This window comes from Cellulomonas aerilata (genome assembly GCF_007991755.1).
Classification (GTDB): Bacteria; Actinomycetota; Actinomycetes; order Actinomycetales; family Cellulomonadaceae; genus Pengzhenrongella; species Pengzhenrongella aerilata.
Genome location: NZ_BJYY01000002.1, coordinates 217,643 through 231,433, shown reverse-complemented (window position 1 = coordinate 231,433; position 13,791 = coordinate 217,643). Strand labels below are relative to the sequence as shown.

Annotated in this window: 15 protein-coding genes; 10 read left to right on the top strand and 5 right to left on the bottom strand. The window is 75.9% G+C overall.

The genetic code is table 11. The features are described from left to right. The first annotated feature begins 41 nt into the window (after window positions 1-41). Complete coding sequence (locus CAE01nite_RS04240; RefSeq protein WP_146900414.1) at window positions 42-1,115, top strand: ATP-binding cassette domain-containing protein; 1,074 nt, start codon at window positions 42-44, stop codon at window positions 1,113-1,115. Continuing rightward, on the top strand, window positions 1,112-1,867 hold the full coding sequence (locus tag CAE01nite_RS04235; RefSeq protein ID WP_146900411.1) for an ABC transporter permease: 756 nt from the start codon (window positions 1,112-1,114) through the stop codon (window positions 1,865-1,867). Before CAE01nite_RS04240 ends, CAE01nite_RS04235 begins: the two co-directional genes overlap by 4 nt. Here the strand turns inward: CAE01nite_RS04235 and CAE01nite_RS04230 are convergent. Next, complete coding sequence (locus CAE01nite_RS04230; protein ID WP_146900408.1) at window positions 1,815-2,288, bottom strand: hypothetical protein; 474 nt, start codon at window positions 2,286-2,288, stop codon at window positions 1,815-1,817. The two genes, CAE01nite_RS04235 and CAE01nite_RS04230, sit on opposite strands and share 53 nt — an antisense overlap. 300 nt (window positions 2,289-2,588) lie before the next feature. Here CAE01nite_RS04230 and CAE01nite_RS04225 point away from each other — a divergent pair, with 300 nt between their 5' ends. Further along, the gene (locus CAE01nite_RS04225; protein ID WP_222595811.1) at window positions 2,589-3,560 is read left to right on the top strand and encodes a GGDEF domain-containing protein; all 972 of its coding nucleotides are present in this window, start codon (window positions 2,589-2,591) and stop codon (window positions 3,558-3,560) included. A gap of 37 nt (window positions 3,561-3,597) precedes the next feature. On the opposite strand, the gene CAE01nite_RS04220 is transcribed toward CAE01nite_RS04225, so the two are convergent. Further along, window positions 3,598-4,401, bottom strand: a complete 804-nt coding sequence (locus CAE01nite_RS04220; protein WP_146900405.1) for an NAD-dependent epimerase/dehydratase family protein — start codon at window positions 4,399-4,401, stop codon at window positions 3,598-3,600. Window positions 4,402-4,580: 179 nt separating this feature from the next. Between CAE01nite_RS04220 and CAE01nite_RS04215 the strand changes: the two genes are divergently transcribed. From CAE01nite_RS04215 to CAE01nite_RS04190, 6 genes are all read left to right on the top strand, one after another. Further along, window positions 4,581-6,134 (top strand): ATP-dependent DNA ligase, encoded by a 1,554-nt coding sequence (locus CAE01nite_RS04215; protein WP_146900402.1) that lies wholly within the window; start codon window positions 4,581-4,583, stop codon window positions 6,132-6,134. 101 nt (window positions 6,135-6,235) lie between these two features. Beyond that, entirely contained in the window at window positions 6,236-7,873 is a 1,638-nt protein-coding gene (locus CAE01nite_RS04210) for an FAD-dependent monooxygenase (protein ID WP_146900399.1), read from the top strand. A gap of 114 nt (window positions 7,874-7,987) precedes the next feature. Continuing rightward, window positions 7,988-8,470 carry a hypothetical protein gene (locus CAE01nite_RS04205; RefSeq protein ID WP_146900396.1) on the top strand — a complete coding sequence of 161 codons (483 nt, stop codon included), beginning with the start codon at window positions 7,988-7,990 and terminating at the stop codon, window positions 8,468-8,470. Continuing rightward, a complete protein-coding gene (locus CAE01nite_RS04200) occupies window positions 8,470-8,919 on the top strand; it encodes an ATP-binding protein (RefSeq protein WP_146900393.1) in 450 nt (149 codons plus the stop codon). The genes CAE01nite_RS04205 and CAE01nite_RS04200 overlap by 1 nt, the downstream gene beginning before the upstream one ends. Window positions 8,920-8,987: 68 nt before the next feature. Continuing rightward, entirely contained in the window at window positions 8,988-10,463 is a 1,476-nt protein-coding gene (locus CAE01nite_RS04195; RefSeq protein ID WP_146900390.1) for an outer membrane protein assembly factor BamB family protein, read from the top strand. Between the two features lie 391 nt (window positions 10,464-10,854). Further along, window positions 10,855-11,145, top strand: coding sequence for a nuclease (locus CAE01nite_RS04190; protein WP_186816410.1), 291 nt, complete (start codon window positions 10,855-10,857; stop codon window positions 11,143-11,145). Here CAE01nite_RS04190 and CAE01nite_RS04185 read toward each other — a convergent pair. Both CAE01nite_RS04185 and CAE01nite_RS04180 read right to left on the bottom strand, forming a co-directional pair. Then, on the bottom strand, window positions 11,142-11,546 hold the full coding sequence (locus CAE01nite_RS04185; protein WP_146900387.1) for a four-helix bundle copper-binding protein: 405 nt from the start codon (window positions 11,544-11,546) through the stop codon (window positions 11,142-11,144). The genes CAE01nite_RS04190 and CAE01nite_RS04185 overlap by 4 nt on opposite strands. Before the next feature lie 120 nt (window positions 11,547-11,666). Then, window positions 11,667-12,284, bottom strand: coding sequence for a LysE/ArgO family amino acid transporter (locus tag CAE01nite_RS04180; protein ID WP_146900384.1), 618 nt, complete (start codon window positions 12,282-12,284; stop codon window positions 11,667-11,669). Between the two features lie 71 nt (window positions 12,285-12,355). Here CAE01nite_RS04180 and CAE01nite_RS04175 point away from each other — a divergent pair, with 71 nt between their 5' ends. Next, a complete protein-coding gene (locus tag CAE01nite_RS04175) occupies window positions 12,356-13,243 on the top strand; it encodes a LysR family transcriptional regulator ArgP (RefSeq protein WP_146900381.1) in 888 nt (295 codons plus the stop codon). 50 nt (window positions 13,244-13,293) lie between these two features. Here CAE01nite_RS04175 and CAE01nite_RS04170 read toward each other — a convergent pair whose 3' ends face one another. Continuing rightward, complete coding sequence (locus CAE01nite_RS04170) at window positions 13,294-13,788, bottom strand: DUF1810 domain-containing protein (protein WP_307724970.1); 495 nt, start codon at window positions 13,786-13,788, stop codon at window positions 13,294-13,296. Window positions 13,789-13,791: the final 3 nt, after the last annotated feature.

Below are 13,791 nucleotides of genomic sequence, written 5' to 3'. Positions count from 1 at the left end.
GTCTGCTCTGGGTCCGTACCGACGAACGACAGGGGTTCGACGTGATCCACGCACGAGGTCTCGTGCAGACCTTCCACTCCAGGCAGGGCCGCACCAGGACGGAGGTCAGGGCCGTCGACGGCGTCGACCTGGACGTCGCCGAGGGCGAGGTGGTCGGCTTCCTCGGGCCCAACGGGGCAGGCAAGACCACCACGCTGCGCATGCTGACCACGCTCCTGCGCCCCACGGCGGGGAGCGCCACCGTGGCCGGGTACGACGTCGTGACGCGGTCCGAGGACGTCCGGCGCAGCATCGGGTACGTGTCCCAGACCGGGGCGGCGTTCAGCGGCGCACGAGCCGGCGACGAGGTGGTCGACCACGGCATGCTCTACGGGCTGCCGCGGCGCGCCGTCGAGGAGCGCGGCAAGGAGCTGTTCGAGCGGATGGACCTGTCGGGTCTGTGGACCCGCATGCCGCGCAGCATGTCAGGCGGGCAGAAGCGCCGTCTCGACGTCGTCATGGGACTCATCCACGAGCCGCGGCTGATGTTCCTCGACGAGCCCACCACGGGCCTGGACCCGCAGGCGCGGGCGAACCTGTGGGACCACATCCGCGACCTGCGCGACCGGCTGGGCGTCACGGTCCTGCTCACCACGCACTACCTCGACGAGGCCGACGCGCTGTCGGACCGGATCGTCATCATCGACCACGGCCGCATCGTCGCCTCCGACACCGCCGACCACCTCAAGGACCGGGTCGCCGGGGACCTCGTCGACCTCGAGCTCGTCGACCGCTCCCGCATCCCCGACGCGGTCCAGGCGCTGGACCGCCTGGTGACCGACCGCAGCGGCGTCGACGTCACCGACCACCACGTCCGCGCCCGGGTCCCGCAGGCCGGCCGCTCCATCCAGGGCCTCATCCGGCACCTGGACACCGCCGGGATCGAGCTGCGGACCATCGAGGTGCACCGCCCGACCCTCGACGACGTCTTCCTCAGCCTCACCGGGCGCTCGCTCCGTGACGCCGAGACGGCCCCGGCGGGCACGCCGGGCTCCCCCGACGGCGTCCCCGCACCCCCCGTCCCCGCCGGGACGCCGACCGGCACCCCGACCGCGACCGAAGGAGCCCTCCGGTGAGGTTCTTCCGCGACAGCGTCATCGTCTTCCGCCGCCAGCTGCGGATGAACCTGCGCAACCCCGCGTGGGTGATCATCGGCATGCTGCAGCCGGTGCTCTACCTGCTCCTGTTCGGGCCGCTCCTCGAGCCGCTGATCGACCAGTTCGGGGCGCAGAACGCGTACACGTTCTTCGTCCCCGGCATGCTCGTGCAGCTCGGCGTCTTCGGAGCCTTCTTCGCCGGGTTCAGCCTCATCGGCGAGTGGCGCGAGGGCGTCATCGAGGCCGAGCGGGTGACCCCGGCCAGCCGCACCGCCCTGCTGGTGGGCCGCCTCTACCGCGACCTGCTCCAGCTGCTGGTGCAGGCCGGCATCCTCATCGGGCTCGGCTACCTGCTCGGGATGGAGGCATCCGGCGTCGGGCTCCTGCTGGGGGTCGCGCTGACGCTGCTGCTCGGCGGCGCGTGCGCGGCGGCCTCCAACGCGCTGGCCCTGACGACCAAGTCCGAGGACGTCATGGCGCCCGTCATCAACATGGTGATGATGCCGGTCCTGCTGCTCTCCGGGATCCTGCTGCCGATGACGATCGGCCCCGCGTGGCTGGAGCGGGCGAGCGACTTCATGCCGATCCGGCACGTGGTCGACGGCGTCCGGGCGTCCTTCGCCGGCGACTTCGCCTCCTCCGGGGTGACGTGGGGCGTCGTGTGGTCGCTCGTGCTGTTCACGCTCGCGGTCTGGTGGGGCACCTCGACGTTCCGCCGCGAGAACGCCTGACTGCTCGGCGCGGTCGGTCCGGTGCCGGTGGTTCGGTGCGCAGCGCGCCGCCCACCGGCACGTCGAGCACCGCCAGCGCGCTCCGCTCGTCCGGCATCGCCATCTCCGGACGCACCCGGCACTCGGCGGGGTCGACCTCGACGAGCACCACCGGTCGCCAGGCCCAGTGCGGCTGCGGGCTCGACGCCGCGAGCAGCCCGCGCGGCAGCGGGTCCGGCAGCCGGCACCACCACCGGCGCGCCAGCGCCGCCAGGCCGTGGACGTCGAGCAGCTCGGCCGCGTCCTCGGGCCCCTGCGGCGGGCCGAGCGGGGTGCCGACCAGCGTGGTCGGGACCACGAGCGCCGGTCCCCGCGGCGCGAGGTAGCCGACGACCTCGCCGTCGGACGGGCGGCGGTAGGGACGCCAGGTCGGGGGGATCACGGACACCTCCTGCGGGGCGGGGCGGGGCGGGGCGAGGCGGGGCGGGCGTCGGGACGACGCCGTCGGCCATCGTGACGGCGCACCCGCGAGCGCGGCCACGCCTTTTGCGCCGGCGGACGGCGACGGCCCCGAGGCCCCGGCATCGGCGGCCTCACGGTGCGGCCCCGCGTCACCCGAACGGCCAGCCGTTGCCACGTGTCGCCGTGGACCGTTCACCGCCGGGCGTGCGTGGTCGATGTGGTCCGTCGAGACAGCACGAGGCCTTCAGGACAGCACTGCCCAGGGGACGGGACCGGTCGGGTGACAGACGCAGCGGGGGGACGGCGCCAGCCGCCGGGCGCCGACCCGCACCCCCACGCCGGCGCGTCGACCGGCCCCGCCGCTCCCGTCATCCCGGCCGACCCCGCCGTCCCGGCCGACCCGCGGGACCTGCTGTGGGCGGTGGTCCAGGCGACCGACACCCTCGTCGTCGTGGTCGGCACCGACGGGCGTGCGCTGCTCGTCAGCCCCTCGATGACCCGCACGACGGGCTGGACGGAGGCGGACCTGCTGGCCCGGCCGCACTGGGAGGTCTTCGTCGCCCCGGAGGACCGGGAGAACGCCCGGGACGCGCACGACCGTGCCATCGGCCTGGGCTATGCCTTCCCCCAGGAGGGTGACTGGCTGGACCGTGAGGGCGGCCGCCGCCGGGTGTCCATGATCAGCACGGTGGTCCGGGACGCGACGGGCCGGCCGTTCGCGGTGGCGTTCGTCGCCCGGGACGTCACCGAGCAGCGTCGCGCGGAGGCGGCGCTGCGCCGGCGGGCGGACACCGACCCGCTGACCGGCCTGGACAACCGCGCGCGGCTGTTCGAGGCGCTCGGTGCCGTGCTCGCCGACCCGGCCGCCGGCGGCTGCGGACTGCTCTTCTGCGATCTCGACGGCTTCAAGCAGGTCAACGACGCGCACGGCCACCACGTCGGTGACGACCTGCTCGTCGAGGTCGCGACCCGGCTCCGGCGGATCGCCGGACCGGGGGACGCGGTGGCCCGGCTCGGGGGTGACGAGTTCGTCGTGCTGTCACCCGGGGCGGACCCCGCGAGCCTGGCCGTCCTGGCCGAGCGCGTGGAGCGCGAGCTCTCCCGTCCCGTCGCGCTGCCGACCGGCGTCGTCCGGGTCGGCGTGAGCGTCGGCACCGCCGTCGGGGCCCCCGGCTCGGACGCCGACGCGCTGGTCCGCAGCGCCGACCGCGGGATGTACCGCGTCAAGACCGCCCGGCGGTCCGCACGCTGAACCCCGCAGCGCCCGCGCGCACCGGTGCGTACTCGGGTCAGGCGCGCGGGTCCGAGCTCGCCATGCCGTGGCCGAGCACGTCCGGCCCGTCGTACGGGCTGACGTCGTCGGCGAAGACCTCCGCGTCGTCCCGGGGGACGTACCCCAGCGCGCGGGCCGAGGACAGGTCCCACCACGCCCGCGTGTTCGCCGAGATCCCGTACGCGACGGTGGGCTCGCTGACCGGGCCGCGCAGCGCGGCGTCCACGAGGCGGACGCTGTCCGCCGGGCTCAGCCAGATCCCCAGGTCGAACGTGGTCTTGGGACGGTCCGCGCACAGCCCGATCCGCAGCGAGACCACCTCCAGGCCGTACTTGTCCGCGTACAGGCTGCCCAGCGCCTCCATGGCGACCTTCGACACCCCGTAGTAGGAGTCGGGACGCGGCCTCTCGTCGGTCCGGGCGACCTCACCGGTCGGGTAGAAGCCGACGGCGTGGTTAGAGCTCGCCAGCACGACGCGGCGCACCCCCGCCCGCCGGGCGGCCTCCAGCACGCGATAGGTGCCGTCGATGTTCGCCCGCCGGATCCGCGTCCAGGAGTCCTCGCTCGGGATGCCGGCCATGTGCACGACGCCGTCCGCCCCCGCCATGGCACGGGCGAGGGTCTCGGTCGCCTCCTCGTCGCTGATGTCCGCGGCGGTGAACGTCTCGTCCGGCTCCACGCCGTCCGGCTCGGCGGTGTCCACCAGGTGCAGCCGCCACCCGCGGGCCGACAGCCCCCCGTCCTCACGGCGCAGGTACGTGCCGATGCGACCGGCCGCCCCGCTCAGGACGACGGTGCGCGCCTCACGGGCGTCGGTCATGGCTGCCTCCTCGCAGGTCGGGCGACCAGTGTGCGCACCCGGGTCCGGCGTCCGCACGTCGGCTCCGGCCGCCCCGGAGGACGTGGGCCGGACCGCCACCGGACCCGGTGCGAGCGCGATGGCCGCAGGTCGCGACCGGACGGGCGGCGCGTGCGGGTGCCCGGCGGCAGGATGGCCGCGTGCTGCTCGCCGACGTCGCCGCCACCTCCGAGGCCGTTGCCGCCACCCGCTCGCGCCTGGCCAAGCGGGCGCTCCTCGTCGACCTGCTGCGCCGTACCGGCCCGGACGAGGTCCCCGTGGTCGCCCGGTACCTCGGCGGCGAGCTGCGCCAGCGGCGGACGGGGCTGGGGTGGCGGTCGCTGGGCAGCATGCCTGGGCCGGCCGCGGAGCCGTCGCTCGAGGTGCTCGCCGTGGACGCCGCCTTCGAGCGGATGGCGGGGCTGTCCGGCCCGGGCTCGTCGGCGGCCCGCACCGCGCTGGCCACCGACCTGTTCGCCGCCGCCACCGCGACCGAGCAGCGCCTGCTGGGCGGCCTGGTCTCCGGGGACCTGCGCCAGGGCGCGCTCGACGCGCTGCTCCTGGACGCGGTCGCCGAGGCCGCCGGCGTCCCGCTGGACGCGGTCCGCCGCGCGGCGATGATGGCCGGCGCGACGGAGCCGGTCGCCTCCGCGGCGCTCGGGGCCGGGTCGCCCGAGGCGGCCCTGGCCGCGTTGGCCGGCTTCACCCTCACCGTAGGCCGGCCGGTCCGCCCCATGCTCGCCGCCTCCGCGCCGGACGTGGCGACCGCCGTGGCGGGCCTGGCGGGCCGTCCGGTCGTGGTCGACGCGAAGCTGGACGGGATCCGCGTCCAGGTGCACCGCGACGGGGACGACGTGCGGGTGTTCACCCGCAGCCTGGACGACATCACCGCCCGCGTGCCCGAGCTCGTCGCGGTCGTCCGCGCGCTGCCGGTGCGCACGGTCGTGCTCGACGGCGAGGCGCTCGCCCTGGACGCCTCGGGGCGCCCCCGGCCGTTCCAGGAGACCGCCTCGCGCAGCGCGACGCGCGACGCGGAGCTCGCCGCGGCGCTCGAGCTGCGGCCCTTCTTCTTCGACGTGCTGCACGTCGACGGGCGCGACCTCATGGGGCTGCCGCTGTCCGAGCGGCTGGCCGTCCTCGACGCGGTCGCGGCAGGGCACGTCGTCGACCGGGTCGTGACCGACGACCCCGCCACGGCCCAGGACGCCTTCACGGGCTGGGTGGCCGCCGGGCAGGAGGGCGTCATCGTCAAGGACGCCTCGGCACCGTACGAGGCGGGCCGCCGCGGCGGCGCCTGGGTCAAGGTCAAACCGCGGCACACCCTCGACCTCGTCGTGCTCGCGGTCGAGCGCGGGTCCGGCCGGCGCCAGGGACTGCTCTCGAACATCCACCTCGGCGCGCGCGATCCCGCGGGCGGCTTCGTGATGCTGGGAAAAACTTTCAAGGGCATGACGGACGAGATGCTGGCCTGGCAGACGGAGCGCTTCGGGCAGCTCGCCGTCGAGGACGACGGCTGGACCGTCTCCCTGCGACCCGAGCAGGTCGTCGAGGTCGCGTTCGACGGACTGCAGCGCTCGACCCGCTACCCGGGCGGCGTCGCCCTGCGGTTCGCCCGGGTGCTGCGCTACCGGGAGGACAAGGACGCCGCCGAGGCGGACACGATCGACACGGTCCGGGCGCTGGCGGGCCGGGGTGGTGACGGGACCGGGGGCTGACCCGCCAGTGCCGGGCCGGGGCTGCTGCCGCCTGGCGGCGCGGGCTGCTCGCGCGGGCCGGGGCGTCGCGGCGCCGTCGCGCCCGGGTCTACGGTGCGGGGATGCCGGACCCGGCGCTCGACGAGGTGGCGGACGAGGTCGACGAGGTCGTCGACGTCCTGGTGGTGGGTGCCGGGCCGACCGGGCTCGCACTGGCCGCGGAGCTGCACGCCCACGGGGTGCGCCCACGGGTCGTCGACCGGCACCAGGACCGGGTGCACGAGTCCCGCGCGCTGGCGCTGCAGCCCCGGACGCTCGAGGTGCTCGCAGGTCGGGGGATCAGCGACCGGCTCGTCGCCCGCGGCAACCGCGCCGTCCGGCTGCGGGTGCACACCGCGCGCCGCACCGTCGAGGTGCCGCTCTTCGACATCGGGCTGGACGACACCTCCTACCCGTACCTGCTGTTCCTCTCCCAGGCCGAGACCGAGTCCGTCCTCGGGGAGCACCTGCGGTCCGGCGGGGTCACGCTCGAGCGGGGGGTCGAGCTCGTCGGGCTCACCCAGGACGACGACGGCGTGACCTGCCGGGTCCGCGACGGGTCCGGCACCGACCGGACCGTGCGTGCGCGGTACGTCGTGGGCTGCGACGGGGCGCGCTCGACGGTCCGTCGGCTGACCGGGATCGCGTTCCGGGGCGCGGCGTACCCCCAGCACTTCGTGCTCGCGGACCTCGAGGCCGACGTGCTCGACCCCGGTGCCGCGCACGTGTTCCTCTCCGGTGACGGCCCGTTGCTCTTCTTCCCGCTCGGCCGCCCGACGATGTGGCGGCTCATCGCCATGCGCCCCCGCGGCGCCCCCCTCCCGCCGGACGGCGTGACCCTGGCGGACCTGCAGCGCGTCGTCGACGCCCGCACCGGTGGGACCGTCGGGCTGCGCGACCCGGAGTGGATGACGGACTTCCGCCTCCAGCACCGCGGCGCCGAGCGGTACCGCGCCGGGCGGGTCCTCCTCGCCGGCGACGCCGCCCACGTCCACAGCCCCGCCGGCGCGCAGGGCATGAACACCGGGATCCAGGACGCCGTCGACCTGGGCTGGAAGCTCGCGCTGGTGACGCAGGGCCGCGGCGTCGCTGCGCTGCTGGACACCTACGAGGCCGAGCGTGCACCGGTCGGGCGCGCGGTCCTCCGCCTCACCGACCGGGCGTTCGCGGCGGCCACCTCCTCCCACCCGCTCGTCCGGCTGGCGCGCACCCACGTCGCGCCGGTGGTCCTGGAGGCGCTCACGCACGCCCACGGCACCCGGGCGAGGGCGTTCCGGACGGTCGCCGAGCTGCGGATCCGGTACGCGCGCAGCCCGCTGTCCACGTCCGGCGGCCGCTCCCGGCGAGCACCACGGCCCGGCGACCGGCTGCCCGACGCCCTCGTGCTGGTCGCGGGCGGGACGTCGACGCTGCACCGACGGCTCCACCACCCCGGCTTCCACCTGCTGCTCTGGGATCCCGACGCCACGTGCCCGCCGCAGACCGTGCGCGCCGTCGAGACGCGCTACCCCGGTGTCGTGACCGTCCACCGCCTCGGCCCGCGCCGGTCCGGCAACCCGGTGCAGGACCTCACCGGCCACCTCGCGCGGCGGCTGGGGCTGCCGCGCACCCGGCCGGCGTACCTGCTGGTGCGCCCGGACGGTCACGTCGCGCACCGCGGCGACGGCGACCTGCGGCCGCTGCGCCGGTACCTCGAGACCTGGCTCGTCGCGGCGTCGTGACCCCCGGGGCACTTCGCCCGGGGCACTTCACCCGGCCCGCGACGCGCCGTCCACCTGCTCGGACCGGCCGACCCGTGCGACCATCGTCCCGTGGCGGACCAGGAGCCTCAGACTGTGACGGTGCGGTTGCTCGGCGTGCCCCTTGGCGTCCGTGCGCGCGCCCTCGAGCACGACCAGGACCTGCTCCGCGAGCTGGCCCTGGTGCGCGTGTCCGCCGAGACGAGCGGGACGACCGCGGCACCCGAGCGCCTGCTGGACCTCGCCGACGAGCTGCGGACGACCTACGGCGCGCTGGTCGCCGGCCCGAGTGCCGCGATGGACGAGGCGCAGGAGACCGGCCAGGAGTCCATGGACGTCTCGCTCACCGTCCCCACCGTGCTGCGCCCGTTCCTGCACCGGGTCACCGCGGCGCTCGAGGAGGTCGAGGAGTTCGCCCGGGACGGGCGGTACCTGCTGACCCTGACCGCACCCCCCGACGTAGCCGCCTACCGCCGGTGGATCTTCGGGGAGTTCGACCGTCAGATCGCCGGCGGCGAGCCCATCCCGTGGTCGCAGGCACCGGCTGCCGACGACCGCACCCTCGGACGGGTCCGCTGATGCTCGAGCTGGTCGGCGAGCCGCTGACCATCGACCCCAGGGCGCAGGGCGTCTCCGTGGCCCGGCGCTACGTCCGCGAGCAGCTGGAGCACTGCGACGCCACGCACGTCGAGGCGTCCGCCGAGCTCGGGGTGTCCGAGCTGGCCACGAACGCCGTGCTGCACGGGCGCACGCCGTTCACCGTCTCGGTCCTGCGCACCGCGGACGGCGTCCGCATCGAGGTCTCGGACGGGTCGCCGCTGCCTCCGCAGGTGCGTCGCCTGAGCACGTTCGCCTCGACCGGCCGCGGCCTGCGGCTGGTGGCGTCCGTCTCCTCGAGCTGGGGCGTCGTGCCCGTGCCGCCCGACGGGCGTGCGGGCAAGACCGTGTGGTTCGAGCCCGTCGAGGAGCCGGACGACTCGGGCTTCGCGCCCGAGCTCCTCCTGGACCTCGACGCGCACGCGTGGTGACGGGCGCGGACCTGCCGGTGCGGCGGTGCGCGGGCACGAGATGACCGGTCCGAGATGACCGGCACGGGATGACCGGTCCGGGTCCGGTGGAGAGCCGGACCGATCAGGGCACGCGCCGCGTCGACGTCGAGCTGGTCGAGGACGTCGAGGCCCCCGAGGTCGCGCCCGTCCCACCGCCGCCCCCGCTGCTGACCCGGGTCCCCCGCCGGGTCCGGTGGGTGGTCGCCTCGGCGGTGGTGCTCGCCGTCGCGGCCACCACGGTCACGGACCGGCTCGCGGACGCCGCGGTTGACGCCCGTCTGGACGGCGTCGCGGGTCTCAGCGTGCCGCTGGACCGTTCCCTCCCGGTGGCGTGGCAGCTGCCGGGCACCGCCGTCCTCGGCGCGATCGGCGGCACGCTGGTGGTGCGGGACAGCGCCCCGGACAGGACGCTCGGGGTGGACGCCGTGACGGGGACGGTGCGCTGGGAGCGCGACGGGCCCTGCGACGTGGTCCCGGTCGGCACCCGGCCACCGCCTGCGCTGGTCCAGGCGGTCCGCCTGGAGGACCGGCCCGACGACGTCCTGCTCTGCGTGGACCCCGCCGGGCCCCGCGACGCGGCGGGATCCGACGACGGGCGCCCCACGCGGACCGCCCGCGTGCTCGACCCCGCGACCGGGGACCTGCTGCGCAGCATCGACGTCGACGGCGGGGGGTCGCTGGCCACGGTGGGCGCCGACCTCGTCCGGGTCGACGTGGCGCCCGACAACCACGGCGAGGTGACGCGGTGGTCGCTCACGACCGGTCGGCCCCGGTGGAGCCACCGCACGCCGGACGTGCTGCCGCCGAGCGACAGCTGGGGCTCGTACGTCGACGACGAGGTGGTGCGCCTCGACATCGGCCCGTGGTCCCTGACGCTGGACGCGCGGACCGGGCGCCGCGTCGAGCGGGTCCCGCCGAGCCCCCTCGGCACCGGCGTGACCCTCGGCCCGGTGGCGCTCCCCGACGGTCTCCAGGCGACCAGCCGCCTGGACCGCGAGGGCGGCACCCGGACCACGGTGGCGGCCGCCGGCGGCCGCGTGCGCGCGACCTTCGCGGGCCTGGTGCTGAGCCCCTCGGTCGACGACGGCTCCGCGCCGGACCTCGTGGTGGTCACCCGCAGCGGCCGCGGCGACCCGCCGGCGCTCGTCGGCGTCGACCCCGCCGACGGCACCACCCGCTGGACCGCCGACGTGCCGCCCACCCAGGTCCTGGTCGTGGCGGGTCTGCTCGTCGTGCGGGACGACGCCGGAGCGCTCGCGCTGGACGCGCGCACCGGTCGCCCGCGCTGGAGGTCCACGGGCGGCGGTGGTGCGACGTTCGCCGAGGGCATGGTCACCGACGGCCGCCGCCTGCTGACCGTCGACGCCGGGCCGGACGGTCCGGTGCTCGTGGCGCGCGAGGTGGCGTCGGGCACCGTGGCCTGGACGCGCCCCGCCCCGGAGGGCACCGACGGGCTCACCCAGCTGCCGGACGGCACGGTGGTCCTGGTCGGCTCCGACGAGCTCGTGGCGCTGCGCCCCTGACGCGGGGCGCTGCCGCGCGTCCACCGGCGTGGGTACACCTCCCGGACGCCCCCGCCGCACCTCGCACGATCAGCCCATCCGCCATGCGAGATGCGTTGACAGCATGTGGACGCGCGCGCAGACTCGGCGCATGTCCTCGGCCCGGCCCGCGACCCCCACCACGCTCGTGGTGGGCTCTGACGCGATGTCGGCGCGCCGGTGCCTGTGTCGAATGTGTCGCTGACGACCCGCTCGTCCCGGTCCCCGCAGCCCGAGAGCAGCTCCCCGCAGGCGTGACGCCTGGTCCGGGGGTGCGGGACCCGTCCGTCGCACCGCGACGTACCCGGCACCGCAGCAGGGCTGCCGGCGCCGGCCCACCCGACACCGCACCACCGAACGCCGAGGAACCGACGTGTCCCAGCGCCCCCTGTTCGACGTCCTCCCCATCCAGGCAGCCGTCGCCACCGCCTCCCCGAGCGCGTGGCGCGACGGCCTGGTCGCCGCCTCCGACCGGGGGACGACGACCGTCGCCCTGCTCGACGGCGGCCTGCAGACGTTCGCGACGCGGGCAGCGCCCGCCGTGGGCGAGCCCGTCGCGGTGCACCCCGTCGCCGAGCTGGTCGCGGCCGCGGGCGCGTGGTACTCCGCGCGCCCGGTCCCCGACGACGCGGGCGGGTCGTCGGGCGTGGCCCCGGAGGGCTAGGCGCTGGGCATCATGGACATCGCGGTCCGGCAGGCGTCCACCATGGCGGTGCACGCGGACGCGCAGATCCGGCAGTGCTCGGACATCTCGGCGTGCCGGCCGCACTCCGCCGCGCAGGCCTCACCCATCGCCATGCAGGCCGTCATCATCGCGGTCATGGCCGTCATGTCGTAGCCGGCCGGCCGCAGCATCATCCGCATCATGGTCATCGCCATGTCGGCGGTGCTCATGCACAGGGACGCACATCGGCCCATCCCCTCGCCGCTGTCGGCGTCCGCACACATGGTCGCCGCCATCGACGCCGCCGAGCACGCCTCCACGCACGGCTGCATCATCGACATGTCCATGCCCGTGGTCTCCGGCATCGGCATGGACCTCATCATGTCCGCCATCATGCTCATCGCTGCTCACCCAGTCCCGTGTCGTCCGCGTGGTCACCGCGTGTGCGACGCTACGCCGCCCGACGTACCGGACGCCATGGCCCCCGGCGGGACCCGGCGCGGACGGGGCCCTGCGTCCGATCACACGGTGGACAGCACGAGCGAGACCGCCAGGGCGAGCATGACCACGGCGATCGCCGAGTCCAGCACGCGCCACGCGCGCGGCGTCGCGAACAGCGGGCGGAGCAGGGCGGCGCCGTAGCCCAGCGCGGTGAACCACACGACGCTGCCGACGGCAGCCCCGGCCGCGAACCACCACTGCCGACCCGGGTGGCTCTGCGCGATCGAGCCGAGCAGCACGACGGTGTCGAGGTAGACGTGCGGGTTCAGCCAGGTCAGCGCCAGCGCGGTGCCCACCGTCGCCGCGACGGACGCCGGTGCCGCGAGGCCGTCCCGCGCGTCGAGCGTCTGCGGGCGCATCGCGCGGCGGGCGGCCAGCACGCCGTACCCGGCGAGGAAGACCGCCCCGGCGAGCCGGACGGCGTCCAGCAGACCTGGCCTGCTCTGCACCACCGCGCCGGCACCAGCCACCCCGGCGGCGATGAGCACGACGTCGGAGACCACGCAGACCAGCACGACGGCGCCGACCCGCTGGCGCCGCAGGCCCTGCCGGAGCACGAACGCGTTCTGCGACCCGATGGCCACGATGAGGGAGAGGCCGAGGCCGAGGCCGGACAGGGCGGCGAGGAGATGGGGCACCCGGCGACCGTAGGCAGCTCGCAGCCCGAAGAGAAGCTCATCTTTCTGCACGGGCGTTAGCGTGGCTGTCCATGGACCTCGACCTGGCCCAGCTCCGGGCGCTGAGCGCCGCGGTCACCGAGGGCACCCTCGAGGCCGCCGCGCGAGCGCTGCACGTGACGCCGTCGGCCGTCAGCCAGCGTCTGCGCGCCCTGGAGGTGGCGACCGGGCGGGTGCTGCTCGTGCGCAGCAAGCCCGTGCGGCCCACCGAGTCCGGCGAGGCGCTGCTCCGCCTCGCCCGGCAGATCGACCTGCTGGCCGGGGACACGCTCGCCGAGCTCGACGCCGGTCCGGCGTCGACGGGCGCCCGGACGCTCCCCGTCGCCGTCAACGCCGACTCCCTGGCCACCTGGGTGCTGCCCGCGCTGGTGCCGCTGGCGGGGACGGTCGCCTTCGACCTCCACCGCGACGACGAAGAGCACACCGCCGCGCTGCTGCGGTCGGGGACCGTCGTGGCCGCGATCACCACCGACCCGGACCCGGTGGCCGGCTGCTCGGTCACCCGGCTCGGGACCATGCGGTACCGGCCGATGGCCGCCGCCACGAGCGCCGCACGCTGGTTCCCGCACGGCCCCACCGCCGACGCGCTGGCCGACGCGCCCGTGGTGGTGTTCGACCGCAAGGACGACCTGCAGCACCGGTACCTGCGCGGGCGCCTGCCCGGAGGACGACGGCCTCCGACGCACTACGTCCCGGCGTCGGCGGACTTCCTCACCGCCGTCCGCCTCGGGCTGGGGTGGGGGATGCTGCCCGACCTGCAGAGCGGCCGGCTCGAGGCCGACGGCGACCTGGTCGTCCTCGACCCGTCCGGCGCGATCGACGTCACCCTGCACTGGCAGCAGTGGAAGCTCAGGTCGCCGTCGCTGGACCGCGTGGCCGCCGCCGTGACCGCCGCCGCGCGCCGGCACCTGGCGCCCTGACGGCGGCCTGACGGGCGGCCCGCTCGCGGGCCCGGAGCCCGAGAGGTCGATCAGCTCGCGGAGCCGCCGGCCGCCAGCAGACGCACCGTCGCCTCGTCCTCGACGCCGTGGAAGTACCGGTCCAGCACGGCGACGAACAGCGCCCGGTCGTCGGCGTCCGCGTCGGCGGTGTCGGTGGTGTCGGCGTCCGTGTCGGCGGCGTGCGCGAACAGCGTCATCGACGAGCGCAGCTTCTGGGCGTCGACCCCGCCGAGCACCGCGACCGGGTCGTCACCGGGCAGGTCGAGCAGCGCGCGGGCGCACTCGCGCAGCCGCGGTCCCAGCACGGCGTCGTGCAGGTAGTCCCGCGCCTGCTCCCGGCCGTCGATGCCGTAGAGCTGCGCCGTCTGGCTGCGGCCGAGCCCGCGGAGCTGAGGGAAGACGAACCACATCCAGTGGCTGCGCTTGCGTCCCGCGCGCAGCTCCGCCAGCGCAGCCGCGAGGGTGCCGCCGTCGTCCTGGGCCGCGACGAAGCGCGTGAGATCCGGTGCCATGCGCTCGCTCACCGG

What these genes read in the sequence shown, in the direction of transcription:
- CAE01nite_RS04220 (WP_146900405.1), bottom strand. Translation starts at nt 4,401, where the DNA reads ATGACCGACGCCCGTGAGGCGCGCACCGTCGTCCTGAGCGGGGCGGCC.
- CAE01nite_RS04210 (WP_146900399.1), top strand. Translation starts at nt 6,236, where the DNA reads ATGCCGGACCCGGCGCTCGACGAGGTGGCGGACGAGGTCGACGAGGTC.
- CAE01nite_RS04200 (WP_146900393.1), top strand. Translation starts at nt 8,470, where the DNA reads ATGCTCGAGCTGGTCGGCGAGCCGCTGACCATCGACCCCAGGGCGCAG.
- CAE01nite_RS04195 (WP_146900390.1), top strand. Translation starts at nt 8,988, where the DNA reads ATGACCGGTCCGGGTCCGGTGGAGAGCCGGACCGATCAGGGCACGCGC.
- CAE01nite_RS04185 (WP_146900387.1), bottom strand. Translation starts at nt 11,546, where the DNA reads ATGAGCATGATGGCGGACATGATGAGGTCCATGCCGATGCCGGAGACC.
- CAE01nite_RS04175 (WP_146900381.1), top strand. Translation starts at nt 12,356, where the DNA reads ATGGACCTCGACCTGGCCCAGCTCCGGGCGCTGAGCGCCGCGGTCACC.